The 25,366-nt window shown below is 67.9% G+C and carries 17 protein-coding genes; 9 read left to right on the top strand and 8 right to left on the bottom strand.

The features are described 5' to 3' along the window. Positions 1-40: 40 nt before the first annotated feature. From OHA64_RS30035 to OHA64_RS30020, 4 genes are all read right to left on the bottom strand, one after another. Entirely contained in the window at positions 41-658 is a 618-nt protein-coding gene (locus tag OHA64_RS30035) for an RNA polymerase sigma factor (RefSeq protein WP_405618269.1), read from the bottom strand. Between the two features lie 185 nt (positions 659-843). After that, positions 844-1,239, bottom strand: a complete 396-nt coding sequence (locus OHA64_RS30030) for a hypothetical protein (protein WP_405618267.1) — start codon at positions 1,237-1,239, stop codon at positions 844-846. A gap of 129 nt (positions 1,240-1,368) precedes the next feature. Next, positions 1,369-2,100, bottom strand: coding sequence for a hypothetical protein (locus OHA64_RS30025; protein ID WP_405618265.1), 732 nt, complete (start codon positions 2,098-2,100; stop codon positions 1,369-1,371). A 193-nt stretch (positions 2,101-2,293) separates the two neighbouring features. After that, positions 2,294-3,853 carry a beta-N-acetylhexosaminidase gene (locus OHA64_RS30020; RefSeq protein WP_405624172.1) on the bottom strand — a complete coding sequence of 520 codons (1,560 nt, stop codon included), beginning with the start codon at positions 3,851-3,853 and terminating at the stop codon, positions 2,294-2,296. A gap of 273 nt (positions 3,854-4,126) precedes the next feature. Here OHA64_RS30020 and OHA64_RS30015 point away from each other — a divergent pair, with 273 nt between their 5' ends. The 5 genes from OHA64_RS30015 to OHA64_RS29995 all read left to right on the top strand — a co-directional run bounded on the left by OHA64_RS30015 (position 4,127) and on the right by OHA64_RS29995 (position 8,317). Further along, positions 4,127-4,723: a 2-oxo-4-hydroxy-4-carboxy-5-ureidoimidazoline decarboxylase gene (locus OHA64_RS30015; RefSeq protein WP_405618263.1), complete on the top strand. Its 597-nt coding sequence runs from the start codon at positions 4,127-4,129 to the stop codon at positions 4,721-4,723. A gap of 172 nt (positions 4,724-4,895) precedes the next feature. Continuing rightward, positions 4,896-5,276 (top strand): succinate dehydrogenase, cytochrome b556 subunit, encoded by a 381-nt coding sequence (sdhC, locus tag OHA64_RS30010; RefSeq protein ID WP_280887440.1) that lies wholly within the window; start codon positions 4,896-4,898, stop codon positions 5,274-5,276. A gap of 5 nt (positions 5,277-5,281) precedes the next feature. Beyond that, a complete protein-coding gene (locus OHA64_RS30005; RefSeq protein ID WP_405618261.1) occupies positions 5,282-5,764 on the top strand; it encodes a succinate dehydrogenase hydrophobic membrane anchor subunit in 483 nt (160 codons plus the stop codon). A gap of 19 nt (positions 5,765-5,783) precedes the next feature. Then, positions 5,784-7,538 carry a succinate dehydrogenase flavoprotein subunit gene (gene sdhA, locus OHA64_RS30000; protein WP_405618259.1) on the top strand — a complete coding sequence of 585 codons (1,755 nt, stop codon included), beginning with the start codon at positions 5,784-5,786 and terminating at the stop codon, positions 7,536-7,538. Next, positions 7,538-8,317, top strand: coding sequence for a succinate dehydrogenase iron-sulfur subunit (locus tag OHA64_RS29995; RefSeq protein WP_356772996.1), 780 nt, complete (start codon positions 7,538-7,540; stop codon positions 8,315-8,317). The genes sdhA and OHA64_RS29995 overlap by 1 nt, the downstream gene beginning before the upstream one ends. 65 nt (positions 8,318-8,382) lie before the next feature. On the opposite strand, the gene OHA64_RS29990 is transcribed toward OHA64_RS29995, so the two are convergent. Beyond that, positions 8,383-9,000, bottom strand: a complete 618-nt coding sequence (locus tag OHA64_RS29990) for a Uma2 family endonuclease (RefSeq protein WP_405618257.1) — start codon at positions 8,998-9,000, stop codon at positions 8,383-8,385. Positions 9,001-9,291: 291 nt separating this feature from the next. Between OHA64_RS29990 and OHA64_RS29985 the strand changes: the two genes are divergently transcribed. Together OHA64_RS29985 and OHA64_RS29980 are read left to right on the top strand one after the other, a co-directional pair. Beyond that, entirely contained in the window at positions 9,292-10,194 is a 903-nt protein-coding gene (locus OHA64_RS29985) for an alpha/beta hydrolase (protein WP_405624171.1), read from the top strand. Between the two features lie 288 nt (positions 10,195-10,482). After that, the gene (locus OHA64_RS29980; RefSeq protein ID WP_405618254.1) at positions 10,483-11,082 is read left to right on the top strand and encodes a lytic transglycosylase domain-containing protein; all 600 of its coding nucleotides are present in this window, start codon (positions 10,483-10,485) and stop codon (positions 11,080-11,082) included. 769 nt (positions 11,083-11,851) lie between these two features. Here the strand turns inward: OHA64_RS29980 and OHA64_RS29975 are convergent. From OHA64_RS29975 to OHA64_RS29965, 3 genes are all read right to left on the bottom strand, one after another. Next, complete coding sequence (locus OHA64_RS29975; RefSeq protein ID WP_405618252.1) at positions 11,852-12,202, bottom strand: hypothetical protein; 351 nt, start codon at positions 12,200-12,202, stop codon at positions 11,852-11,854. A 739-nt stretch (positions 12,203-12,941) separates the two neighbouring features. Beyond that, positions 12,942-13,403, bottom strand: a complete 462-nt coding sequence (locus OHA64_RS29970; protein WP_405618250.1) for a hypothetical protein — start codon at positions 13,401-13,403, stop codon at positions 12,942-12,944. Positions 13,404-13,497: 94 nt separating this feature from the next. Continuing rightward, positions 13,498-20,793, bottom strand: a complete 7,296-nt coding sequence (locus OHA64_RS29965; RefSeq protein ID WP_405618248.1) for a polymorphic toxin-type HINT domain-containing protein — start codon at positions 20,791-20,793, stop codon at positions 13,498-13,500. A gap of 467 nt (positions 20,794-21,260) precedes the next feature. Here OHA64_RS29965 and OHA64_RS29960 point away from each other — a divergent pair, with 467 nt between their 5' ends. Next, entirely contained in the window at positions 21,261-24,725 is a 3,465-nt protein-coding gene (locus OHA64_RS29960; protein WP_405618246.1) for a DNRLRE domain-containing protein, read from the top strand. 153 nt (positions 24,726-24,878) lie between these two features. Next, complete coding sequence (locus tag OHA64_RS29955; protein ID WP_405618244.1) at positions 24,879-25,289, top strand: VOC family protein; 411 nt, start codon at positions 24,879-24,881, stop codon at positions 25,287-25,289. The last annotated feature ends 77 nt before the right edge of the window (positions 25,290-25,366 follow it).

Genomic DNA, 25,366 nt, shown 5'->3' with positions numbered 1-25,366 from the left:
CGGCCCACCCGGCCGGTCGGCGTCCCGCGACCGTCGCCTGTCATGTCGACTCCCCCAGCGTCCGGGGGCCGTCATCCGTCACACCCTCGCCGCCCAGCTGGTCGGCCAGCCGCTTCAGACCCCGGTACGCGGCCGTCCGCACCGCGCCGGGCCGCTTGCCGAGGACGCGCGCGGCGGCGGGGCCGTCCAGGCCCACGACCACCCGCAGCAGCACCGCCTCCGCCTGGTCGCGGGGCAGACCCCGGACCAGGGCGAGGGCGTGCTCCGTGGAGATGGACTCCAGCGCCTGGTCGTACGTGCTGCCGGTCCCGGGCAGCTCCAGTACGTCCTGTTCGAGCGTCGTCGGCCGCGGCCGCACCTTCTGCCGACGCAGATGGTCCAGCGCACGGTGCCGGGCGATGGTCGCGCTCCAGCCACGGAACCCCGCGCCGTCGCCCTTGAACCTCCCGAGGTCCCGGGCGATCTCCAGCCAGGCGTCGGAGGCCACGTCCTCGGCGTCGTCACCGACGATCCCGCGCAGATACCCGAGCAGTCCGGGCTGCACGATCCGGTAGGCGACCGCGAAGGCCGCCTCGTCACCCTGCTGGGCCCGCGCGACGGCCGCGCCCAGTTCCCCGTCGTGCGCCTGCGCGCGGCGGGGTACGCCTCCCTGGCCCAAGAACTGTCCTCGTTCGTACCGAGTCCGTGCGGATCCGCGGCCCCCGGCACAGCCGCCGTCTGCCTCCGCCCCCCACGCTCAACAGCGCCGGAACCGGCAGAAGTGTCACCTCGGGCCCTCGGCCGCCGGGCTCACGCGTCCGACCGAACCGGCCGCCGCTGCCTGGCGACCGCGAGAGCGCGGAGCTACCGCAGCGCCGCCCCGTGGGTCGCGTCGCGGCACAGCAGCCGCAGCGATCCGTCTCCCGTGAAGCAGCGGCGCGCCTCGTCGATCGGGTCCCACAGCCTGCCGTCCGGGGTGCGGATCCAGTGGTCGCCGCCGGTCGCCCACCACTCCGCGCCCGACTGGCGGGCGATCACCTCACCGGCGTACGCGCCGAAGCCGCGCAGGACGCTGTCCACGGCGGCGTACGGCGTCTCCTCCCGGCGCAGTCCGTCGATCATCCGGTCGACGCGCCACAGACTCTGCGCCGAGTAGTCGAGCCGCAGTCGCGCCCCCTCGCGCATCGTCGCCACCGCGTCCGCCGCCCACCGCACGGGCTTCGCGGCGGCTGAGGGCCTGGTTTCCTGGTAGGTCGTCACACCCCGGAAAGCGCCTCGGCACAGGGATTCGTCACCCGGATCCGGGGGGTGCCCGGGACCGGTGCAGGACCGCCCCACCTCCACCGCACGACAGTCACAGGACTCGCCCAGCGCCGAGGTTTGCGCCGCTCAGCCCCGCTTCCCCCGGGCCCGGCGCGACACCACCGCGCGCAGCACACGCCGACCCTCCGTCGACACCTCCAGCGCCCGGCGCAGTCCGCCCGCGCCGTGTTCGGAGAGCAGCTCCAGTACGGCGACCTGGCGGCGCAGCTCGGCGGCGACGAGCGGTGACATGCCCTCCGTACGGCCCTCCCGGCGGGCGCCGACCGACGCGACGTCGGCGTCCTCGGGTGCCGCGCCCTCGAGGAGCCGGTGAATCCGGAGCGCGGCGACCGAGCAGGCGTCGGCCCACAACCGAACCTCGGCGGCGCCGGGCGCGGACGGGGTGGCTGCGAGCATCCGACGGGCGAGCAGCACGGCCTCCCCGTCGACGGCTTCCCCATCGACGGGCTCCCCGCCTCCCGACTCCCTGCCGCCGGGCTTCCCGCCACCGCGTTCCCCGCCCACGAACGTCCTACCGACCGGCCCGGAGCCGCCGCCACCACCGAACCATCTGCCGGCGGCCTCCCCGCCCAAGGTCGTCACCGCAGTGCTCGCGAGGGCGGGGCCGAGCCGACCGCGCACCTGCTCGAGCCGTTCGCTCCAGTCGTCGGCGTCCACCTCGTCCGCGAGCCCGGCCCACAGCGGCCGCAGGATCTCGTCGTCGGCGCCCAGCAAGGGCAGACATCGGTCCAAACAAGCCAGCCCACTCGCGGCCAGTCCGCGCTCGTCGGCCTGAGCGATCAGTTCCACCAGGCTCATCCGCGCCTCCCACGCCGGGCGGTCATCCCTAACGGAACCCGCATTGCCCCTTACTGCGTGCGACGGACCGGGAGTGTCACAGGGGGAGCACGCCGAGCCGGTCGAGCAACCGGAAGAAGGGGTTTCGGCCAACTCGGCCCACCCCCGTTCACGGCGGAGGCACACCCGCCGTACCTCCCAGCTCAGCCCAGCCTCAGCCCAGCCGGTCGGCGAGCGCCTTGAACTCCGTCCAGGACAGCTCCGGCTTCCCCGGGTCCCACAGCTTCTGCACGGTCGCCCTCAGCGGCATCCGGATCCCGTCCGCGACCTGCGCCTGGGTCTGGGAGTTCGCCAGGTCGCACCAGACCGCGAAGGACCCGCCGAGGATCTGGTCGTCGTACTTCGCGGGCACCGGCTGCGTGCCGCGCACGACGAGCGGTGTCCACTGCTCGTAGATCCGCTGCCCGGTCGGATAGACGAAGCTCAGCGGCTCCCCGAGGACGTAGTACAGGAACTCGTCGTTGTAGTTGACGATCTTCCGTCCCTCGCGCAGATACTCCAACGGCTGCCGCGCCCCGATCTCCTTGCCCGTCCAGTAGGCCACCTGGATGTCCTTGTCGGGCTGCACGGACGTACCGCGGAAGAAGCCGTCGTTCCAGGCGCGGGGGCTCTTGTCGTGGGCGCGGACCGTGTCGGCCCGGTCGTTGAGCCAGCCCGTGGTGAGGTCGGCGACGGTCGCGCCGGAGCCGTAGGCCTCGGCGGCGGCACTGGCCAGCTGCGGGTAGGACGCCTGCGGGTCGGACACCGTCAGCGCCTGGTACTCGTCGCCGCCGAGATGCCACGGTGTGCCGGGGAAGAGACCTGCGTACTCGTTCAGCAGGTCGTCGACGATCTCCCCGGCCTCGGGATCGGAGATGTCGACCGCGCCCCGCGTCGCCACGCCCTGCGCGTTGCGCAGCTGGAGGTCCGGGTGCGCGGCGATCACGGCGCCCAGATGCCCCGGCGAGTCGATCTCCGGCACGACCGTGATGTGCCGACTGGCAGCGAGGTCGACGATCTTCTTGACCTCTGCCTTCGTCAGGTGCTGCTGGGAGACGATCTCGGGGTGCGAGTCGGACTCGATCCGGAATCCCTGGTCGTCCGAGAAGTGCAGCCCCAGCTGGTTGAACTTGAGATCGCCGAGCTCCCGGACGCGGTCCTCGATCCAGTCCGCCGTGAAGTGCTTGCGCGCGATGTCCAGCATGAGCCCGCGCACCGGCTTGGCCGGCTCGTCACGCACCGCGCCCTCCGGCGCCGCGCCCCCGCCGCGCACCTCCTGCTTGAGCGTGCGGGTCCCGTAGAACACCCCGGCCTCGTCCGGCCCGCTGATGGTCACCCGCCCGCCGCGCACGGTCATGGCGTACGACTCCGGGTCCGCGCCCTCGTCGTCGTTCAGCGCCAGTCGTACGTCCCCGGCGCACACGTCGTCCCGCTCGCCCCCGTACGCCAGCCCCAGCTCACCGGCGACCAGCCGGCCCTCGTCGGCCAGCTCCCGGTCGCTCACCACGACCCGCAGTCCCTTCGCCGGCTTCCAGCCGGGGCCGCGCGCGGGGGTGTGCGCACGGACGGCGGGGATGGTGCGCGGCGCGTTCGACAGCGGGTACGAGCCGGTGGGCGTGGGACTCGGGGCCGTCGAGCCGTCGGCCGAGGAGCAGGCGGAGGCGCTCTGGGAGGGCTGCCGCTGCGCCGACACCGTGGGCCCGCTGTCACCGCCGTCCCCGCTGGTGGCCCACATCCCGAGACTCACGCCGGCCGCGACCGTCACGACAATCACCGCGACGATCAGCACCCACGTCTGCTTCAACGCGCTCTTCGCCCGCGTCCGGCGCCTGTGCCCACTCACGGCGCCAACCTAGGCCCTAGGGACATCCGCATGTGTCCACCACACGTTCTGAAACTCTCCCGTTCGGATGAAATTCGGGCATCCGTCGGACACGCGATGACCGCTCTCGATACCGTGACGTCACATCTCTCACATCACCTCACGCCATCATCTGCCGAAACACACGTGACGCCCACACACCTCCCTGGCCAAGTAGCCATACCGTCGCTGCCCGCGCAGACCCGGGACACACCCGGCCCGCGTTCCCCACTGGAGCAGTTCAACACCGCCCCCGCCGACGAGCTGGAACCCTTCCTCGCCGACTGCCTCCGCAGCCCCCGCTGGGCCCACCGCATCAGCGCCCACCGCCCGTACCCGACCCTGGACGCCCTGCTGGCCGCGTCCGACGAGGCGGCGTACGACCTGACGCCGGGGGATCTGGCCGAGGCCCTGGCCGGAGAATCACCGCCGACACTGCCCGAGAGTGCGCATTCGGCCGCCCACATGGCATTGGAAGCGGCTCGAGCGGCCTACGAGATCCGATTCGGACACACGTTCGCCATATGCCTGGACGGAGTTCCCGCCTCGGAGTTCGCCGACCACCTCATGGCAGCCATCCGGTCACGATTGGCAAACGATGCGGACGAAGAACGGGTGGTCACGGCAGAGGAACTCCGGCGCCTCGCGCGAGGACGACTGGTGGCCCACCTCAGGGGCGCGGGCAACGGCGCGACCAGCCCCCACGGCGCCACCCGGCAGATAACAGAACACTCCACCCCATAACCCGCGAACGCTCACCCATACGCGTGCCACTTTGATCACACCGTCAGGCCCGGCGTAAGCCCAGCGGCAGCGCGTCGCTACGATGCTGGGGGCCGGTGGACCGTACCCGGCCGGGCCCGTCCGACACCGAAGCCGGCCGGCCCCCCAATCCCCGCTCCCGGAGGGTTCTTCCGTGCCGGCTGGAACGCTGTACCGCGGCCGGGAAGGAATGTGGTCCTGGGTGGCTCATCGAGTCACCGGCGTCCTCATCTTCTTCTTCCTGTTCGTTCACGTCCTGGACACCGCGCTCGTCCGTGTCTCCCCAGAGGACTACGACAAGGTCGTGGCCACCTACAAGACCCCGCTCGTCGCGTGCCTGGAGTACGGCCTCGTCGCCGCCATCCTGTTCCACGCTCTCAACGGCCTGCGCGTCATCGCCGTCGACTTCTGGTCGAAGGGCCCGCGCTACCAGAAGCAGATGTTCTGGGCCGTCGCCGGCGTGTGGGTCGTGCTGATGCTCGGGGCCATCTACCCCGTCCTCGGCCACGCCGCTCGTGAACTGTTCGGGAGCTGACCCCCATGTCCACCACTGAGAAGACCGCGGCCGGTATCGGCCCCGTCGAGGGCCAGTCCCTCTACAGCGTCGACAACCCCGCCCCGTTCATCGAGGCCCCGCGTCAGCGCACCAAGAAGACCCCGAAGACCACACGGGGCAACTTCGAGATGGCCGCCTGGCTGTTCATGCGCCTGTCCGGCATCGTGCTGGTCGTCCTGGTCATCGGCCACCTGCTGATCCAGCTCGTGCTCGACGGCGGCGTCTCCAAGATCGGCTTCGCCTTCGTGGCGGGCCGCTGGGCGTCCCCGTTCTGGCAGGTCTGGGACCTGCTGATGCTGTGGCTCGCGATGCTGCACGGCGCCAACGGCCTGCGCACGATCATCAACGACTACGCGGAGCGCGCGAACACCCGGCTGTGGCTGAAGGGCCTGCTCTACACGGCCACGGTGTTCACCATCCTGCTGGGCACGCTGGTGATCTTCACCTTCGACCCGAACATCCGCTAGGCACGGGGCTGCGAGAATCATGAAGATCCACAAGTACGACACCGTCATCGTCGGCGCCGGTGGTGCGGGCATGCGCGCGGCCATCGAGTCGACGAAGCGCAGCCGCACCGCGGTGCTCACCAAGCTCTACCCCACCCGCTCCCACACGGGCGCCGCGCAGGGCGGCATGGCCGCAGCGCTGGCCAACGTGGAGGAGGACAACTGGGAGTGGCACACCTTCGACACGGTCAAGGGCGGTGACTACCTGGTCGACCAGGACGCCGCCGAGATCCTGGCGAAGGAGGCCATCGACTCGGTCCTCGACCTGGAGAAGATGGGCCTGCCGTTCAACCGGACGCCCAACGGGACGATCGACCAGCGCCGCTTCGGCGGTCACAGCCGGAACCACGGCGAGGCCCCGGTCCGCCGCTCCTGCTACGCGGCCGACCGCACCGGCCACATGATCCTCCAGACGCTGTACCAGAACTGCGTCAAGGAGGGCGTGGAGTTCTTCAACGAGTTCTACGTCCTGGACCAGCTGATCACCGAGGTCGACGGCGTGAAGCGGTCGGCCGGTGTCGTCGCCTACGAACTGGCGACCGGCGAGATCCACGTCTTCCAGGCGAAGGCCGTGATCTACGCGTCCGGCGGCTGCGGCAAGTTCTTCAAGGTGACGTCGAACGCGCACACGCTGACCGGTGACGGCCAGGCCGCGGTCTACCGCCGGGGCCTGCCCCTGGAGGACATGGAGTTCTTCCAGTTCCACCCGACCGGCATCTGGCGCATGGGCATCCTGCTGACGGAGGGCGCCCGTGGTGAGGGCGGCATCCTCCGCAACAAGGACGGCGAGCGCTTCATGGAGAAGTACGCGCCGGTGATGAAGGACCTGGCGTCGCGAGACGTCGTATCGAGGTCCATCTACACGGAGATCCGGGAAGGCCGAGGCTGCGGGCCGGAAGGCGACCACGTCTACCTGGACCTCACCCACCTCCCGCCGGAGCAGCTCGACGCCAAGCTCCCGGACATCACCGAGTTCGCGCGCACCTACCTGGGCATCGAGCCGTACACGGACCCGATCCCGATCCAGCCCACCGCGCACTACGCGATGGGCGGCATCCCGACGAACGTCGAGGGCGAGGTCCTGGCGGACAACACGACGGTCGTGCCCGGCCTGTACGCCGCCGGCGAGGTCGCCTGTGTGTCGGTGCACGGCGCGAACCGCCTGGGCACGAACTCCCTCCTGGACATCAACGTGTTCGGCAAGCGCGCGGGCATCGCCGCCGCCGAGTACTCCCAGAAGGCCGACTTCGTCGAGCTGCCGGAGAACCCCGCGGAGCTGGTAGTCGCCCAGGTGGAGCGCCTGCGCGACGCCACCGGCACCGAGCGGGTCTCGGTGCTGCGGCGCGAGCTGCAGGAGACCATGGACGCGAACGTCATGGTGTTCCGCACGGAGCAGACGATCAAGACAGCGGTCGAGAAGATCGCGGAGCTGCGCGAGCGCTACCTGAACGTCTCGATCCAGGACAAGGGCAAGCGGTTCAACACGGACCTGCTGGAGGCCGTCGAGCTGGGCAACCTGCTCGACCTGGCCGAGGTCATGGCGTTGTCCGCGCTGGCCCGCAAGGAGTCACGCGGCGGTCACTACCGCGAGGACTACCCGAACCGCGACGACGTCAACTTCATGCGCCACACCATGGCGTACCGCGAGGTGGGCGACGACGGCAGCGAGACCGTCCGCCTGGACTACAAGCCGGTCGTCCAGACCCGCTACCAGCCGATGGAGCGTAAGTACTGATGGCAACCCCGACCCTGGACAAGGCGGACGCGGCCGGCACGCCCGAGCCCGGCTTCGCCGACTCGCCCTACATCACCGCCACCTTCCGGGTGCGCCGCTTCAACCCGGAGGTCTCCGCCGAGGCGACCTGGGAAGACTTCCAGTTGGAGATCGACCCGAAGGAGCGTGTCCTCGACGCCCTCCACAAGATCAAGTGGGAACTGGACGGCACCCTGACCTTCCGCCGCTCCTGCGCCCACGGCATCTGCGGCTCCGACGCCATGCGGATCAACGGCAAGAACCGCCTCGCGTGCAAGACGCTGATCAAGGACATCAACCCCGAGAAGCCGATCACGGTCGAGGCCATAAAGGGCCTGACGGTCCTGAAGGACCTCGTGGTCGACATGGACCCGTTCTTCCAGGCGTACCGCGACGTCATGCCCTTCCTCATCACGAAGGACACGAACGAGCCGACCCGCGAGCGCCTGCAGACCGCCGAGGACCGCGAGCGCTTCGACGACACCACGAAGTGCATCCTCTGCGCCGCCTGCACCTCGTCGTGCCCGGTCTTCTGGAACGACGGCCAGTACTTCGGCCCGGCCGCGATCGTGAACGCCCACCGCTTCATCTTCGACAGCCGCGACGAGGCGGGCGAACAGCGCCTGGAGATCCTCAACGACCGTGACGGCGTGTGGCGCTGCCGCACGACGTTCAACTGCACGGACGCGTGCCCGCGAGGCATCGAGGTCACGAAGGCGATCCAGGAGGTGAAGCGGGCGCTGATCACGCGCCGCTTCTGACACGTCGTCTTCCGTACGTGTGTGAGGGCCCCGTTTCCTTTTCTGGATGCGGGGCCCTCGCGCCGTTATGCGCCTGGACGCCGGTTGATGGCGGTCAGATCGATCTCGACGTCGAAGGGCACGGAGATCTTCAGCCGATCGTGGAAGATGCCGGCGAGGGCGTAGGCCTTGGTGGCCGGGTCGAGTTCGTAGACGTAGACGACGGGGAAGCCCTTGTCGTCGTCCTGCTCGACACGCCAGAAATGCGGCACCCCAGCTGCCGCGTATTTGCGGGGCTTGACCTCGCGGTCACGTTCACGGGAGTCCGGCGAGACGACCTCGACCGCGAGGATGACGTCCTCCGGTCTGTGCCAGGTCTGGGACGGGCCGGTGGCCGCCTCGGCGGGAATCACAAGTAGGTCCGGCTCCAGCCGGTTCTTGTCATCCAGCCGCACTGTGAATTCGCGGTCTACATCCATGTGATCCGGTGCCTGACTCAGCAGGCTGTACTCCAGCAGGCGCATGCAGCGCAGGTGAAACCGGGTCTGCGGACTCATGAAGACGAGACTCCCGTCGATCAACTCCGTGTGCGGCGGGAGGCCCGGAATCCGGTCGAGGTCGTCCGCGGTCCAGCCCTCGGGGGGCGGGATCGGCCACCGGTACGCCGGCTCGTCGTCGAGCCCGTTCTCGGATGCGGCGCTCATCAGTGCTCCCATGCGACGGAGTCTCGCCTGTGGGCTCAGCGTACCCAGGGGGAATGACAGCCGCCTCACCTCAACGAGTGATCATCAGACGGTCGCCTCCGGTCACGACCGGGACATCCTGGCCCCCGTGTGCTGGATCTGACCGAGGTCGAGCAGCTCGGTGTACTCGACCTGACCCAGGGCGAGCATCACGCCACCGCTCTGTGGGTGGCGCACGTGATCGACATCCCAGGCTTGCCCGCAGAGAATCCCTTTGAGAGGGTTCCGGATCTCTCCTAGGTTGGCCGCGTGATGATCGAGGTGCCCTACCAGTCGCTTCCGCGTGACCAGTCGGACGTTCGCTACGCCCACGGCCCCGACTCGGCTGTCCAGCCCGGCGTGCCTGTAGGCAGGACAATCGAGTTCGACTGGAACGAGAGTGCGATCTACCCGGGCACGTTCCGCAAGTTCTGGGTTCACGTGCCCGCCCGGTACGACCCCGCACAGCCGGCGTCGCTGATGGTGTTCCAGGACGGATGGTGGTACCTGGACCCGGAAGGAGAGGTGCGCGGCGCGATCGTCCTGGACAACCTCGTCCACCGCGGCGACATCCCGGTCACCATCGGCGTGTTCGTCGCCCCCGGCGTCTTCCCCGACGCCGAGGACCCGAAGAACCGCAACACCGAGTACGACGCATTCGACGACCGGTACGTCAGTTTCCTCCTGGACGAGATCATCCCCGAGGTCACCCAGCGGTACACGATCGCCGAGGACCCTGACCGGTGGGGCATCTGCGGTGGCAGCAGCGGCGGCAACTGCGCCTTCACCGCGGCGTGGCTGCGCCCGGACAGGTTCCGCCGCGTCATCGGGTACCTGTCCAGCTTCACGCAGATGCCGGGCGGCAACCCCTACCCCGAACTGATCCCCGGCGTTCCCCGCAAGCCACTGCGCGTCTTCCTGCAAGCGGGCCATCGTGACCTGCGCTGGAACGAGCCCGAAGCGAACTGGCTCGCCAACAACTTGCGTGTCGCGGCCGCGCTCGCGGAAGCCGGATACGACTTCCGCCTGGTTCTGGGCGACGGCGGCCACAACCCCAACCACGGCGGAGTCCTGCTCCCTGACGCCTTGCGCTGGTTGTGGCGGTCGGATGATCGCCCGGACGGGTGTGCCGCGGACGTCGCCGAAGGCGAAGCCGTGGTCCGTGCCGCCGAATGACCGGTCAACATCCTTGAAGGCCGTACATTTCTCGGCCGCTCGACGCCCTCGCCCCCGACTCCCACCAGGCCGTGCTCGGCAGGGTGCGCCCGACACTGCGACCAGACCGGACACCAGGACTACGGGGGCGGACCCTTCCAGCCGTACTCCGTTCCGAGCCCGGAGCGGGATGCGGAACGGCGGGTCCGGCGCTCGGATTGAGGCCGGTCCGCGCGGGCATGCGGACCTCGGGATGGTGGACGCCCTGCTGTCCAGGCGGGGCGGGCGGCAACGGAGAGGTGCGTGGGGATGGCTGAGCGGTCGACGGCGGCGGGGAAGCAACGGTCACAACCGGCGGACCGCGGGGACGTGCGGACGCCCCCGTTGCGTCCTGGCGGCTACGACCCGGCCGACTACGCCACGCATGTGGTGCGCAGCGCGGAGGAGGCAGGAGTGTCGCCCCTGCTCGTGATGACCGTGCTCCACAATGAGGCGTACAAGCCGCACCATCCGCTGCTGGAGCGGCTGTGGCAGTGGTGGAAGCCCGGGGCGTCCTTCGGCGTGGCCAACATGCACCGCGCGGCGTTCGAGGAGGTTCGGCGCACGCACGGCCTGTCGCAGCGGTGGCAGGACCTTCGCGACGATCCCGCCTTCGCCGTCCACGCGGCGGCCTTGCACCTGAAGGACCTCGACCGGAGCCTTCCCCAGCGGCACGTGCACCGCTACACCCGCGACGAACTCCTCGCCCTCGGCTACAACGCGGGCGAACGCAACATGCGAGCCTTCGCCCGCGGGGTCCCGCCGGGCCCCCTCGCGCGGTCGTACCTGCGCCGTTTCCGCGAACACCGGAGCCGGGCCGCCGAGATCCTGGCGGACTGCGGCAAGCCCCGTGATGCCGTGGCTGGTTGAGCTGTCGCGGTCGTGGGTGGTTTCGGCGGCCTCACCGATCCCGTGCCGCTGCGCCCCGGTTACGAGCGTGTCGTGTCCTCACCGATCCGGTGCGGCGCCCGGCTACGAGTGTTCTCCGTTCTCGCCGATGCAGGCGGACGACGGCACTCTCGCCAACTGCCTTGGCAGGGTGGGTGGACGACGCGTTCCTGGGTTCCTGCGCGTGACGGTCAGACATCAGGGGGCGGCGGTCGCCAGTCCTCTGTGCGGGTGCGAACACGTCGCTACTGCCGACAGGGGTCGGGCGGCTGGTGCTGGAAAGAAGTACCCACCCCCGTCTGGGGCTTGGCGCCCGGGGGGGGGAGGAGTACCGGGACACCCTGTCCCCGCGCGTACTGGATCTGACCGAGGTCGAGCATCACGCCACGGCCCTGCGGGTGGCACATGTGATCAACGTCCCTGGTCTGCTCCAGACGGCTGACCCTAGCGATCAGTCCCCGACAGTTCGGAGCACTGATATCCGCCCTCAAGCTCCAGCACTCCATCGACTCGCCGTGACCAGAACAACATCTGGACCACGCCCACATCGGCGTACCGCTCAAGCGGGGCCGCTGGGACGGAACGGCTGGGACGTGGTCCTGTTGGCGACACTTGAGGCGTCGTCCAGGGTCTGCCCGGCGGGTCTTGCTCCGTGCATGGGCCACCGCCGCCGCTTCGCCCCGGCCGGAGACACCGAGCTTCCCCAGGATGTTCGAGACGGGCCGACCGACCGCCCGTTCTCCCGGCTCGGCTACCTGCGTTGCAGCGCGGCGCGGACAGCATCTGGGTCTGTACCCGTGGATTCGTCGAGGTTGACCGCTTGATCGACGAGCCAATCTTCGTCTTCTCCGGGTACGAGTCGGAGGGCGCTGTCTATCCGCAGACCCGTCGTCGGATCGAGCTCCACGGATACTCGCAGCCCCACCCCCGCCACGTGGGCACCACCGGCCTTCATCTCGAACGGCTCACCAGTGATCACCCGAGCGTCCGGGTACTTGTTAAAACGGGGCACGTCGGTTTCCTTGATACACGCGGCGACAGTCCCTCCCCGTAGGCGCTCGGTCCGCGCCTCGCAGGCCACCTTCCATTCCTTGTCCAGCATGGCCTGCTGATATCGCCGGGCTGCCTCTACCGCAGACGTTATTCGGCCCTCACTCCCGGAACCGCTGCTGCCGCAGCCGGTCAACGGCACAGCCACTATCATCGTAAGCATCACGGCGATACGCACGATCCGCACAGCCACTTCTCATTCCCCCATTAATTCGCTGACCCTGACCCCAGCGCCGTAGCCTGGATTAGAGCACGACGCCCCGGCCCACGCTGCACCGCGCAGACCGCCCGGTCCACTGAAAGCGCATTCTCTCTCAGTTTTTTATCGTCGAGTTCGCCTTTATATCGTGGTGACGGATCGCACCAGGGGAACTATCGCGAGTCGCGCTGAGGCCCATCGCATCCTGCGACCTCATCCACCACATCGCCCGAGACATCTAGAGAAGACCACGTGACCGAACCGACCTGGCAGAAGTCGACCTAGAGCGAAATTTCCACCCCATTCCGAAGATGCCACGGCGTGTTCACGAACAGGCGCAAGCCCCACGACCAGGCGACGCGACTTCTCATGAAAATCAGTAGACAGCGGCCGGACTCCGTCTCTGCGAGACGCCATCTACACACTCGGCACCCTGCACCGCCTCCGCCCACTGACGCTGCCGACCAAGGACCTTAAATTCCCCATCAATTAGGATCTCCAGAAGGGGTCCATTGCTTTGCCGCGTGAGGCGATCTCGAATTCAGCCACAAAATGCGATGCGTAAGCGCAGCAATTCACTGAACTATCGAATTCAGGCCAACTCCTGCGAGATACAAAATTCCATAGGAGCTTTCTCTCGAATGACTCGCCAAACGGGATCCCGCTTCACCAATTTGAGCCATTCCTCGAACGGCGTCCCATCGCCACGGAACCACCAGGAGTTATGGCTTTTAAGCGACCGCAGGTCAGCATCAACTAGATATCGGTACTCAAGCTGCACCTGCGAGTACCCTTCATGCTCCCCCTCGGCATCAACGAGTTCCATTTGACGCACGAAGCCCACCGTGAATGTCGGCTCGGGAAACCAGTTCACTTCGCCATACTGAAAAAGGAATCCATCGGAGTCGGCTCCGCTCGGGACATCGAACTCAACCCGCTCGAAGTTGTTGACGGCCGCCATAACTTCCTCGACAGTTGGAACCTCTCGACTCGATCCCAGCTGGTCAACAACGCCTTGCGCCACGCTAAGCGCAGAGTCGATCGGTCGCCTCACCGCTTGTCTCCCTAACTCGCTTCAAGATCCCTACCACCTTGCCGTGGTGCGGCCGCAGAGGCGCGGCCGCACCACGGCAAGGTTACACACTCACCTACGGCCAGTACCCACCTTGCAATTGCCTTCGTAGATGCTCTAGAACATCTCGGGCTTCACTGGCATTTCTCGCGCCGCCAATCAGGTTGTTGACATTGGCATAGTAGTCATTCGTATGGATTCGCGAATGTACTGATGCGCCTGATGGGTTAACCGACGCTGACCCGCGCGGCAAGAAAACACCATTACTCGCGTCGTTGATGTCGATTCCAAATCTCGCAAGCTGCTGCCTCGCCGCTGCCGCCTTCGGAGAGGTACTGGCCACAATGTGATGTGCAGCAGTCTCCGCAGGCCGGGTTACTCCAGAAGCTTCGAGGTTTTCGCCAAGAATCTTAGCGTTACTGGAGCAGTTTGAATTGTGAACCAGGACCGGGGTCGCTCCCGCCAGCACATAGTACGTGTGGAGGTCATCGACCGTGAGGTTGTAAGTCCGTGCGTGCCTGATGAACGGGCGATTGTCCGTGATGACGACGGTCGTGCCCTCGTCGGTGAGCAGAGTCATGCCCGGCTTCAGGGCTTGCGCTTCGACCCAGCGTCGCTCTGATGGGGACCAGAACGGGTGCTCGTGCGTGGCTGTCAGCTTCTCGATGCCGTCCTCTGTTGCGATGGACAGCTCGTTGAAGTGCTTGTCGTCCTCGGTGATGATGAGGCGGGTGACATTCCTGGGGCCCGACTCGCCTGTTTTGGGGTCAGTGGCCTGGACCTTGTCGCCGACTCTGATGTTCTCGATGTCCTTGGTGGTGCCGTCGGCCATGAGGACGTCCGTGCCGGCCAGGAAGCACTGGGCGCAAGGAGAACCCCATCTGACTTTCCCAGCTCTGCCCGCACCGAGGCGGTCCATGATGAATTGGAAGCCAACATTTCCGCATATGGGGCAGGTGTCAACGGCGTCAATGCTGTCGACATGCTTCCAACCGTCATAGAACTTGCGGAGTTCACCGCACCCGTCCGTGAAGCTGAAGCTGCACCGCTCACGGAAGTAGAGCTCCACCATGAGCTGATAGCTGAGATCGCTGAAGTAGACCTTGTTCGTCTGCAACTGACCAGTGCCAGGAAGCTTGTTCTGGAATTCCTGGTAGACCTTCTTCGGCGGCAAGGCGGGCTTGCCATCACCGAGGTCCACGACGACGGACTGCACATTCGGCGAAGCAGCACCACCTCCGCCGCTGTTCGGTGTACCGCGCACAGTTCCATCGGAGTTCAACCCACCGTCGGGGTCGCCTTCGGTACCGCCGTCGGGGCGCGTCCAGCCCTGGCCGTCGTTGCAGCTGGAGCACCAGAGGCCGGACGGGTCGCTGTTACTGACCGGGCTGTTGTTGGAATACGCGTATCCGTTCATCTGCAACGGATCAGCGATGTCGATCACCGGGTCCGCCGAAAGGAACCGCCCCGCGGACTGGTCGTACTCGCGCGCGCCGATGTGCGTCAGGCCGGTGACCGCGTCGTCGATGCCGACACCCAGGTAGCCACGCCTGTTGGGCCAGTTGGTCGGCTTCGGGCCTCTTGACTCGCCGTACGGCTTGGACGCTCGGCGTGTCACCGGCTGACCGCTCGACAGCTCCACGGACGTGTTCGCCGTGCCCAGATGGTCCGCGACGAGGACGTTGAGCTTGTGGCCTGTCGTCGAGCCGTTGGTCGTCGTGCGGACCACCGTGGGAGCGCCCGCCTGGGTGTAGGAGCGCGCTGCCTGGGTGATGGTGCCCGTCGTGTTGGTCGTCAGCTCGGTATCGCCCAGGTAGAGGGTCGATCCCGACGGCGAGTTCTCCAGCAGGCGGTTGCCGTCGGCGTCGTAGACGTAGGTCGTCTTCTTGCCGTCGTCGGTGATCGAATCCAGTTTGTTTTCCGGGGTCCAGACCAGGTTCTGGGTTGTGTCGGAGAGGTCGCGGACCTGTGTGTTGCCCGACGCGTCGTAGGTGTAGGTGCTGTCCTTGCCGGTCGGGCTGGACGCCGTCGACGTCATCGTGTGCGGCTGGGCCGTGTACGACGGGGCCGTGCCGTTGGCGGCGACCGTCTTGCCGTAGCCGTACGTGGAGGTGACGTTCTTCGTCGCGTCCGCCGGGTCCTGCTCGGTCATCTTCGCCCGGTTGCCGAGCCAGTCGAAGGTGTACGACTGGCGGTAGGCCGTCGCTCCCGTGGCGACCGTAGCCGCGTCCGGGGCCGCCGCCGCGAGCGTAGAGGAGAGGGAGGAGTCTGGGGCTGTCGCGTCGGCTTCCGCGTCCGCCGCGTCCGCGACCGGGCCCGAGGAGACGGCGTACGTGGTGCGCGGGCCCCACGTCGTGCCGTTCGCCGACTTGCAGCCGGTGCCGTTGCCGACGGGTTCGATCTTCGAGGTCCAGGCGTGCGCCAGTTCACCCATCACGTCGTACGTGAAGCACTGGGTGTCCCACGTCGAGCCGGACGCGTCCGTCAACCGGCGGGCGTTGGAGGTGATCGTGCCGGTCGTGTCGTAGGAGTAGTAGCCGTCCGTGATGCGGTGCGAGTCCGTTGCCTCGCGGTCCGTGACCGTGCGCTGGAGGCTGCCCGTGTGGGGGTCGACGAAGTTCGTCGTCCAGACGCGGTAGGGCTGCGAGCCGGAGACCGTGCGCAGGACCTCGCCGAAGGGCGAGTAGGTGGCGTCGGCCGTGTACCAGGCCAGGCCCGACGTCGACTCCGGCAGACCGTCGGCGTCGTAGCGTGTGACGACCTTTTCCTGTGCCAGGCCGCCCTTGGCCGGCAGGGTGACCGAGTTCGGCTTGCCGGTGGGCGTGTAGGTGTAGGAGGAGGCGTACGTGCCGGAGAGCCCGGTCGTCATCGCGTTCGCCGGGATGACCGTCTCGCTGCCCGTGACGTGGGATTCGGCGTCGTAGCCGGTGACGCGGTTGACGTAGTCGCCGGTGTCCGTGTGCCGGACGGACTCCGAGGGCTGACCGATGCCTCCGGCCGCGTCGTCGTACTTGTATTCCTTGACGGGCGTCGCGGTCGCCGAGCCCTGCCGGACGTATCTGGGGCGGCTGAGGACGTCGTACTCGGTGAAGGTCTCCTGCCTGCGTGCGTTCTTGACCCACGTCGGACGATCGGCCCCGTCGTACCGCGTCTCCGTGGTGCCGGTGTCAGGGTCGGTGGCGGACGTCACCCGGCCACGGGCGTCGAAGTTGTACGACCAGACGTTGCCCGCGGGATCCGTGACCTTGTGGCGGTTGCCCCGGGCGTCGTACTCGTAGGTCGTCGTACGTCCCGCGGTCGCGCTGGAGGCGTCCTGGGTGTAGTGCCGGGTAGAGGTGACCCGGCCGAGAGCGTCGAAGTACGTCCGTGTTCTCGGAGCCGTCGAGCCCGGCGGGTTCACCGTCGTGCTGACCGCGTCGTAGAAGTGGAACGTCTCGTGCTTGTACGCGTCGCCGTGGTAGACCGAGGCGCGGTGCTCGCGTCCCAGACCGTCGTAGCGGTACAGGGTGGAGCTGGGGATGAGTGACTTGGACCTGGGCGCGAAGAGTTCAGTGCTCGGCTCCCTCTTCGCGAGGTAGCCGGCGGTCTTCTCGGCAACCAGACCGTGGTCGTTGTAGTCGGTGTCCACGATGATCCGGCCCACGCCGTGCGCCTCGGTCTGCGTCTGGACCTCACGCATCAGACCGTCGTAGAGGGAGGTCTGGCGGGCGTAGGAGCCGTCGTCCTTGAGGGTGTCGACGGTTACGGCGGCCGGGCGGTTCTCGCTGGGGGAGGCGACGGCCGGCTGGTAGTCGATGACGACGTTCGGCGACTTGCCGCCCGAGGAACGTGACGGTGTCCAGCCCTTCACCATGCGGCCCAGCGCGTCGTACTCGGAGCGGGTCACGCGACCATTGGCGTCCGTGACCGTGAGCGGCAGGCTCCGGCCGGGATCGAAGGTCGTGATGACGCTGTGGCCCTTGGCGTTGATGACCTTCGTCGAGGTGACCGGACCGCCGGCCTCCGGCGTGTACTGGGTCTCGTTGGTGCCCGTGTTCGTGCCGGGCTTGGTGACCGTGCGGACACGACCGAGGTCGTCGTACGTCGTGTCGGTGACGACGGGGTACGCGGTGCCGGTCCCGTCGGCTTCGGCCACCGAGGTGACCATGCCCTTCGTCGGTGTCGCACCGAACGTCGACTTGTCGTAGGTGTACCGGGCCGCCGACTTGAGCCTGGTCCCCGGATCGGCCGTGTCGTAGTCGGCGCAGGACGCGCCCGTCGTGCGCTGCTCCTTGGGCAGGCCGATCAGCCATGCCGTCGTGTTGTGCAGGTACGACGTCCTGGTGCAGGTCTGGTCTGACAGGACCTCGGAGCTGCCGCTCGGTCTGACGACCGCCGTCTCCACCTGTGTCGGAAGGCCGTAGGTGTCGTCCGCCGTGGTGAGGGTGCGGACGCCCCGCCAGCTCGTGCCGACGTGCTGGATCTCGTCCGATCGCTTGACGCCGGCGCGATGGGCGAGCAGTGGATCAGCTGCCGTCGCGTCCTCGTTCTCCCTGGTCCGGGACGCGGTCTGCTTGGACCATGGGTAGTTGAGCGTGCGCTTGAGGATCGTCCCGTCGGAGTCGACGTAGGTGATGGCCTCTGCGGTCATGCCGGCGTACTGCGGTGCGTCGTCCGACAGCAGCGTGTACGTGCCCGTGGAGTCCTTGACCTGGCCACCGGTGCCCTGGAAGTAGCGTGTGACGGACTGCGACTGGGTTTGCGGGACGCCGACCTCGGACACGGACTTGCTGCCCTTGGCCACCCTGACCTGGCGATAGCCGCGCCAGTCGCTGTACGTCCGCAGGGCGGGGCGGGTGAACTCGTCGTCGGTCTTGGCCCAGGCCGGCCCCGAGTACGTGTACTTGCTGACGACCGGTTTGCCGTGTGAAGTGACCTTGTCGATCTCCGTGACGGCGTCGACGACGTACTTGTTGAACCATGCCTTCGCGGGAGTCCTCTCGTCACCGTCCGGCGACCAACGAACCGGGTAGCAGGTCCCGTTGCTCTTGCCCTTGTCCTCCGCGGGCTCGGTGGCGCAGCCACCCGTGTACTCGACCTCGATGTCGCCGCCGTACTCCGTGGAGACCACTCCGATGCGGGGGCGGGTGAATCCGGGACGCTGGTCGGTCTTGCCCTTCAGCACCAGGTTGGGCAGTTGGCGGTCCTTCAACCTGGTGTGCAGCGGTGAGGTGGCGCCGACCGTGTACGGCGCGAAGCTGATCCCGTCCTTGGACTGGAGGGTGCCAGTCGTGTCACGGGGTGCGTAGCCGGTGCGGGTGATCGAGTTGAGCCAGAGTCCGGGAGCACTGTCGTACCAGTCCTCCGGGAAGGACTGGCGCAGCGTGTACTTGTCGACCAGGCCGAGGCCCGACTGTCCCCCGCGCGCCGCCTTCGTCGTCACCGTGTCCAGGCGCAGTTGCGTCCAGAACGACGGGAAGGCCGGGCAGAGCTTGGACGTGGACTTGCAGTTCAGGTTGCCTGGAGTGTCCCACCAGGGGCGGTAGGCACCCGGGTCGTCGGTCTTGGTGAAGTTGGCCGCGGCGCACGCCGACTCCGACTTCAGGCAGCGCTGCTTGACCCCGAACTGCACGGTCGCCGAAGGCTTGGTCAGGCTGTCCGGGCGCATGCCGTACTCGATGGACGATGGGTAGGCGTAACGGTCGTACTGTTCGGGCGACTTGAACTTCTTGCGGACGGCGTAGTAGTTCGTCTCCTGCGTCCAGTTGACGATCATCGTGTTGCCGTGGACGTCGACGACCTTGTCCAGGCCCCAGCGCCAGGCCTGCTGCTTGCCCGCGCCGCAGCGGGAGTCGGCGAAGGAGGTGGCGTGGCAGGGCTCGCTCGGGTGATTGCCGAAAACAGGGGCGGTCGAGACGGAGTTGGTGGTGGCGTGGCCGCCGCCGACGCTGTTCTGGCCGTAGTAGTACTGGGTGCCGTCCGTGGTCGTGACGACCCAGTACTCGCCGTTGTTGTCGTCGTTGGTGCCGCCGACTCGGTGCTCGACCCGAGTGCCGTCGTCCTGCTGAGGACGGTAGAACTCCGTGTCCTTCTCCGGGTCACTGCCGGAGGCGGCGTCCCGGACCAGTTCGGTGGTCTTGCCGCCGAGCGACATCACCGCGTTGTACGACACCCAGCACAGGTCGGATGTCTTGTCCTTCTTGGCCGAGTTGTTGGGGGCCCCGGCCTTGAGCGTCTTGCGGTCGTCCTTGCAGTCGCGGTAGCGGCGTTCGATGGAGCCGGGGTCGTAGGACCAGCCCTCCCCGATCCAGGAAGCCTGGGGCGAGGAGACCGCCGTACGGCCGTCCACGGTCTGGGAGTTGTAGTCGAAGGAGATCTTGGGTGCCGGGCCCGCGGGGGGACTCGGCACGGTCAGCGGATAGGACCACGTGAACGCACCCGACGATCCTCCCGCCTCCCACTTGCCGTCGGAGGCGAGGGGCGTGGCCTTGAAGGTGCCTCCGCCACCGTTGCCGGAGTCGACGGCGCCGACCACTGCCGTGCTGCTGCCCTGCGCCGCTGCGAGAGCTGCCGAGGTGGACTTCCCGAAGGCTGCCTGGATCGCACCGGTACTCCGGTGCGACGAGGACGTCACGGAGGCCGGGGTCACCGTGCCGTCGGCGGCCGGATCGACGGTGGCAGTGAGGGACGTCGACGCCGTGTCGTTGGCGGTCTCCAGTTCCTCGTACTCCTGGCAGGCCTCGTCATCCGGCGTGGTCAGGTAACAGTCGGGGAACTGCACGAAACGCAGTCGGGAGGCCCAGTCTGCGCCGTAGAGGCTCTTGAACCTGGAGTAGTCCAGGTTGACGGAGACCGGTACTGCCCCGGTAGCGGGAGCCTCGACGACCATGACTGCGCCGTCGACGCCCTGGGCCATGGCGGAGGTGCGCTCCGGGATGGTGACCTGCCAGGTGCCCGTCGGCGTCGGCTGGTCGGGGGCCTGCCCGAGGCTGACCGGCAGAGCGCCGGCGGGCTTGGACGCCGCCCGTTGCGCATGGGCGGTTGCCCGCGTCTCCGCCCTCGTCGTGGCCGTCGCAACGGCCGTCGTCGTGGCTGTGCTCGTGGTCGTCGCCGGGGCCGTGCTCGTGGCCGAGCCGAAGACGACCGAGCCCGTTCCGGCGGGCGGGGTCGTCGTGTTGGCTGGTGCCGCGAGCAGGTCCGGCGGGACGTCCGCCCGTAGCGTCTCCAGGTGGCGACTGGAGCCCTTGCCCGGAACCGGCGTCTCCTGCTCGAGATCCTCCAGGGCCAGCGACTCGCGCCCGATCTCCTCCTGCGCGGGATCCGGGGGCAACGCCAGTGCCTGCACGGGCAGGAGCCCGACCAGCAGCGCGGCGGCCGTGACCGGCACGGCCATGCGTGCCAGGCGACGCCTGCGGGCATGCGGAAGTCGATCGAACACGACGAGGTCCCCCCGGGCCACTGAAGCGGGACCCGCGACGGACCACGCGTGACGACTTGTCAGACAGCGTAGATTCTGTGATCAGACTGTGAAGATGCGCCAGATGCCTGAGGGCGATGTGATGATCATCACGGTGCGTAACGGGCGGCTACGCTACGAATGCGACTGAAAGCATAATGAGGCTTCACGACGCAACAAACCCACCCTGAAGCCCCCTTCGTGCGCGCCAATTCGCCCGCTTCGCCCCAACAGTCCATCCGTGCGACGCACTTGGCTGACCGCCCGCTTCCCTATACGGAAAGCAGCTCGCAAACATTCACAGGGTGACGACAGTTCCCTCATAGGTCATCATCGGCTGGCCCGGCCGCGCTCTGTCCTGCGTCGGTGCCGAGGGGGAACACGGGGGAAGGGGAACACGTCCGATGACGCGCAACTCGCGCCGTATGCCCGGACGTCGAGCCGGCGCGGCACTCGTCGCCGTCGCGGTCGCCACCACGGGCATTGCCTACGTCGGGCTCCGCCTGGACGGCGACAACGCTCACGACAACAGCGGCCATGACCGGCGTACCGAGACCGTCACCGAAAGCTCCGCTCTCACCCGGGCGGCCCGCACCGGGAAGAGCGTCGAGGTAACGTCCGCGCGGACCGCGCGCTCCACCACCTGGGCCCGCCCCGACGGCCTCATGACGAAGCGCCTGTACTCGTCGCCCGTTCACGCCAAGGTGGGCGGTGAGTGGAAGACGATCGACCCGAGTCTGCATCGCACCAAGGCCGGCTGGGAGCCGGGGGCCACCAACACCAGGATGGTGTTCTCGGCCGGTTCCGGTGGACGGGCGCAACAACGCGCCTCCCGCTCGACCGCGCACCGGGCTTCCCTGGTGAGGCAAGCCGCCGCGGCAGGCGCCGAGACTCCGCTGGTCACCCTGTACGTCGGGGACTCCGCCCAGTACGAGATACAGCTCACCTGGCCCGGTCCCGTCCCGACCCCGGTCATCGACGGGAACCGCGCGCTGTACCCGGAGATCTTCCCGGGTGCCGACCTCGTGCTCACCGCCGACGACGACGGCTTCGGGCAGCTGGTCGTCCTGAAGAACCGTCAGGCCGCAGCCGACCCGGCCGTTCAGCAGTTGGTGTACGGCCTCCACTCCACCCGTCTCAGCTTCCGCCTCGATCCCGTGTCGGGGGTCGTGAGCGCGGAGAACGCCGACGACCAAGAGGTCGCCGTGTCCCCCACCCCTCTGATGTGGGACAGCAGCGGTCAGCCGGCCGTCACCGACGGCACCGTGGGCGCCTCCGCCCAGCCGACCGCACCCGAGACCCCCGGCCCTGCGGAGTCCGCCGACCCGTCGCCCGGCGACAGCGCAGACGCTGAGGAAGAGGAGGCCGAGTCGGACGAACAGGGCGACACCGACGTCGAGGACCTGCCCTCGGCGACCGACGGCCCCGCGCCGACCACGGCGGAGTCGCCACTGCCGTCCGCGCCGGCCGAGCCGACCCCGACGCCTTCACAGACCGGATCAGCCGCAACGCTGAGCCTGCCCTCACTCGACGGCCCCTCTCCCGACACCCGCGGTGAAATCGTCGAGGCAGACCTGTCCACCGGGAAGTGGCTGCTCACTCCCGACCAGGACTTCCTCAGCGACCCGGCCACCACCTACCCGGTCTTCATCGACCCCTCGGTGAAGAAGCACACCCAGAACTGGACCACCGCCTACGACCGGCACCCCAACGCCACGTTCTACAACGGCAAGGGCTTCAACAAGGGCGGCACCCACGACGCCCGCGTCGGGTTCGAGTCCGACACCTGGGGCACCTCGCGGTCGTTCTTCAACATCTCGTTCGACAAGGACCTCAAAGGCACCAAGATCACCAGTGCCAAGCTGCGGATGCTGGAGACCTACTCGTGGTCGTGCCAGTCGCGTTCCATGAGCGTCCATCTCACCAGCGAGATCGACGCGCACACCAACTGGAAGAACGCGCCCAGACTGCACGACGGCAACAAGCTGGCCACCAAGAGCTTCGCCCACGGCTACAAGTCCGGTTGCCGGGACGCCTACGAGACGTTCGACGTGAAAAAGGGCGCCCAGAAAGCCGCCGACAAGGGCGAGGACATGATCACCTTCGGTCTGCGCGCCCGCGACGAGAAAACCCAGTACGCGTGGAAGAAGTTCCAGGCCAACGGCGACCACGCACCGGTGCTCGAACTCGTCTACAACCGCAGGCCGTCGATCGTCTCCAACTCCCTCGACCTCGGCCCGGACGGCAAATGCACCACGACCAGGCCGTACGTCCGCATGGGCTCCGGTGACCTGACCTTCACCGCCAAGGCCGGCGACAAGGACAAGAACCTCGACTACTTCGACTTCGACCTGTGGCAGACCGGCCAGTGGAACGCCACCGGTGACCTGCTGAAGTCGACCGGCAAGGTCTCCGCAGGCGGCGACACCGACACGGCCCTGCGGACCACCGGCAAGTTCTCGACGAGCACGCTGAAAAGCGGAGGAACGTACTCCTGGCGCGTGCGGGCCGTCGACGACGCCGGTACGACCTCCAGCTGGTATCCGAGGACGCCATGCCGTTTCGTCCTCGACACCACCGCGCCGCGCCCGCCCAAGGTCAGCTCCACCGACTTCCCCAACGCGGACGGCAGCGAGAACGGCTTCGGCAGCGGCGCGGAGGACACCGCGTGGTCCACGAAGAAGTTCGGCACCCCCGGCTCCTTCACCGTCCGCGCTCTCAACACCGATGTCGTGCGCTACGAATACGGCTTCAACTCGGCGAACTACACCGGCGGTCTCGGCCGCGCCAACGGTACGGCCACCAGCGTCAGTGCCGTCATCAGCGGCGCCAAGCCGCCGACCGCCGGACCCAACGTCCTCTACCTGCGTGCCGTCGACAGCGCGGGCAACGTCTCCGAGCCGACCAAGTACTTCTTCTACGTCACCCCACGCGACCAGGCCGACAAGGCCGGCGACTTCACCGGCGACCAGCTGCCCGACATGATGGTGGTCACCGACGCCGGCAACCTCGTCCTCTACCCTTCGCAGGCCGTCCCCACCGACCTCACGAAGGGCACGGGCGACCTGGACTACTCGATGGCGGGCGCCTACCGGGCCAACCCTGACAAGGACCCCAACGGAGACGACCTGCCTCCGTACGTCGCCGTACCCGGTGGCCACTTCAAGGGCGCGCTGATCACTCACAACGGCGACATCTACGGCGGCGACGGCCTCCAGGACCTGGTCGTCCGAGTCGGCGGCAAGCTCTGGGTGTATCCCGGCGACGGCTACGGGGCCGTCAACACCGACCGGCGTCAGGAGATCCTGCTTCCCGCGGGCGCCCCCAGTCCGTCCGCCCTGACTCAGATCATGGCCGCGGGCGACATCACCGGCGACGGCCGTACGGACCTCCTCGCCACCCTCGGCGACGAGTTGTGGGCCTTCACCGGCTACCACGGAGCCACCATCGACCAGGCGATCCAGCTGTCCGCTTCGGCCTGGACCGACCGCGACCTGGTCTCCGTCACGGATGTCAGCGGGGACGGCGTCGCCGACATCGTGTTCCGGTCGGACGCGTCCGGCCGCCTGATCCTCCGCAAGGGCGTCGCCGCGAGCGGTGGCGGGACGGACCTGAACTCCCTGGCCTCCGCCGCCAGCTCCGCGGGCGGAGTGGACAAGGAGTACGGCGCATCCGGCTGGTCCCCCGACAGCGTCCCGCTGCTGATGGGCACGCCCGACGCGAACAGCGACTCCGTCCCCGACATATGGGCCGTTCGCGCCGACGGCTCCGTGCGGTTCCACCCGGGGAGCAGAACCGCGTTGTCGGGGGCGGGCACGGAGATCATCGGCAAGTCGAGTTACTGGGCGATACGTATCGCCATCGGATGAGCCGATCGGCATACCTTCGACAGCGGCCGAGGGCCGTCGGGCCAGTGGTCCGGCGCCCCTCGGCCGCACTTGGCTGCCCCCCGACGAGTGACCTTGCCGCGTCTCACGGTCAGCCCCTGCGCGTGGCCGACGGGTCGCACCTAATCTGACGACATGTCAGACAACGAATCGTACGAGCTGCTCGGTTTCGACAACATCCTGCTCCCCGTCGGAGACCTTGGCGACGCCGTTCGCTTCTACGAGCGGGCCGGGTTCGTGGTGGGGTTCCGGTTCGACGAGGGCGGGATCGCGGTGCTGAAGGTCGGGGGTGAGACGCCCGGGATTCTGTTGCGCCAGGAGGAGGGGCTCGGGCAACGGCCGCCGGCCTGGCCCTCCGCGCGTGTGTGGCTGGAGGTGCCGGACGCCCGGGTGGCCGCACGGGAGTTGACCGGCGCCGGGATCGAACTGCTCGACGAGCCGTTCTCCGTGTCGACCGGATGGACCGTCGAGATCGCCGATCCCTGGGGGAACGTGCTCGGCTTCACGGACTACAGCAAGCGGCCGGCACTCGCGCGCAGGACGTGACGCACGCCCCACCTCCGACGAGTTGAACGTGTTCAAAAGCAGGTCTAGAGTCTCTCCTGTCAGCGTTTTGAACGCGT

It is taken from the genome of Streptomyces sp. NBC_00076 (genome assembly GCF_045041235.1).
Taxonomy (GTDB): domain Bacteria; phylum Actinomycetota; class Actinomycetes; order Streptomycetales; family Streptomycetaceae; genus Streptomyces.
The sequence above is the reverse complement of the archived record's forward strand: the minus strand, read 5'-3'. Positions and strand labels throughout refer to the sequence as shown.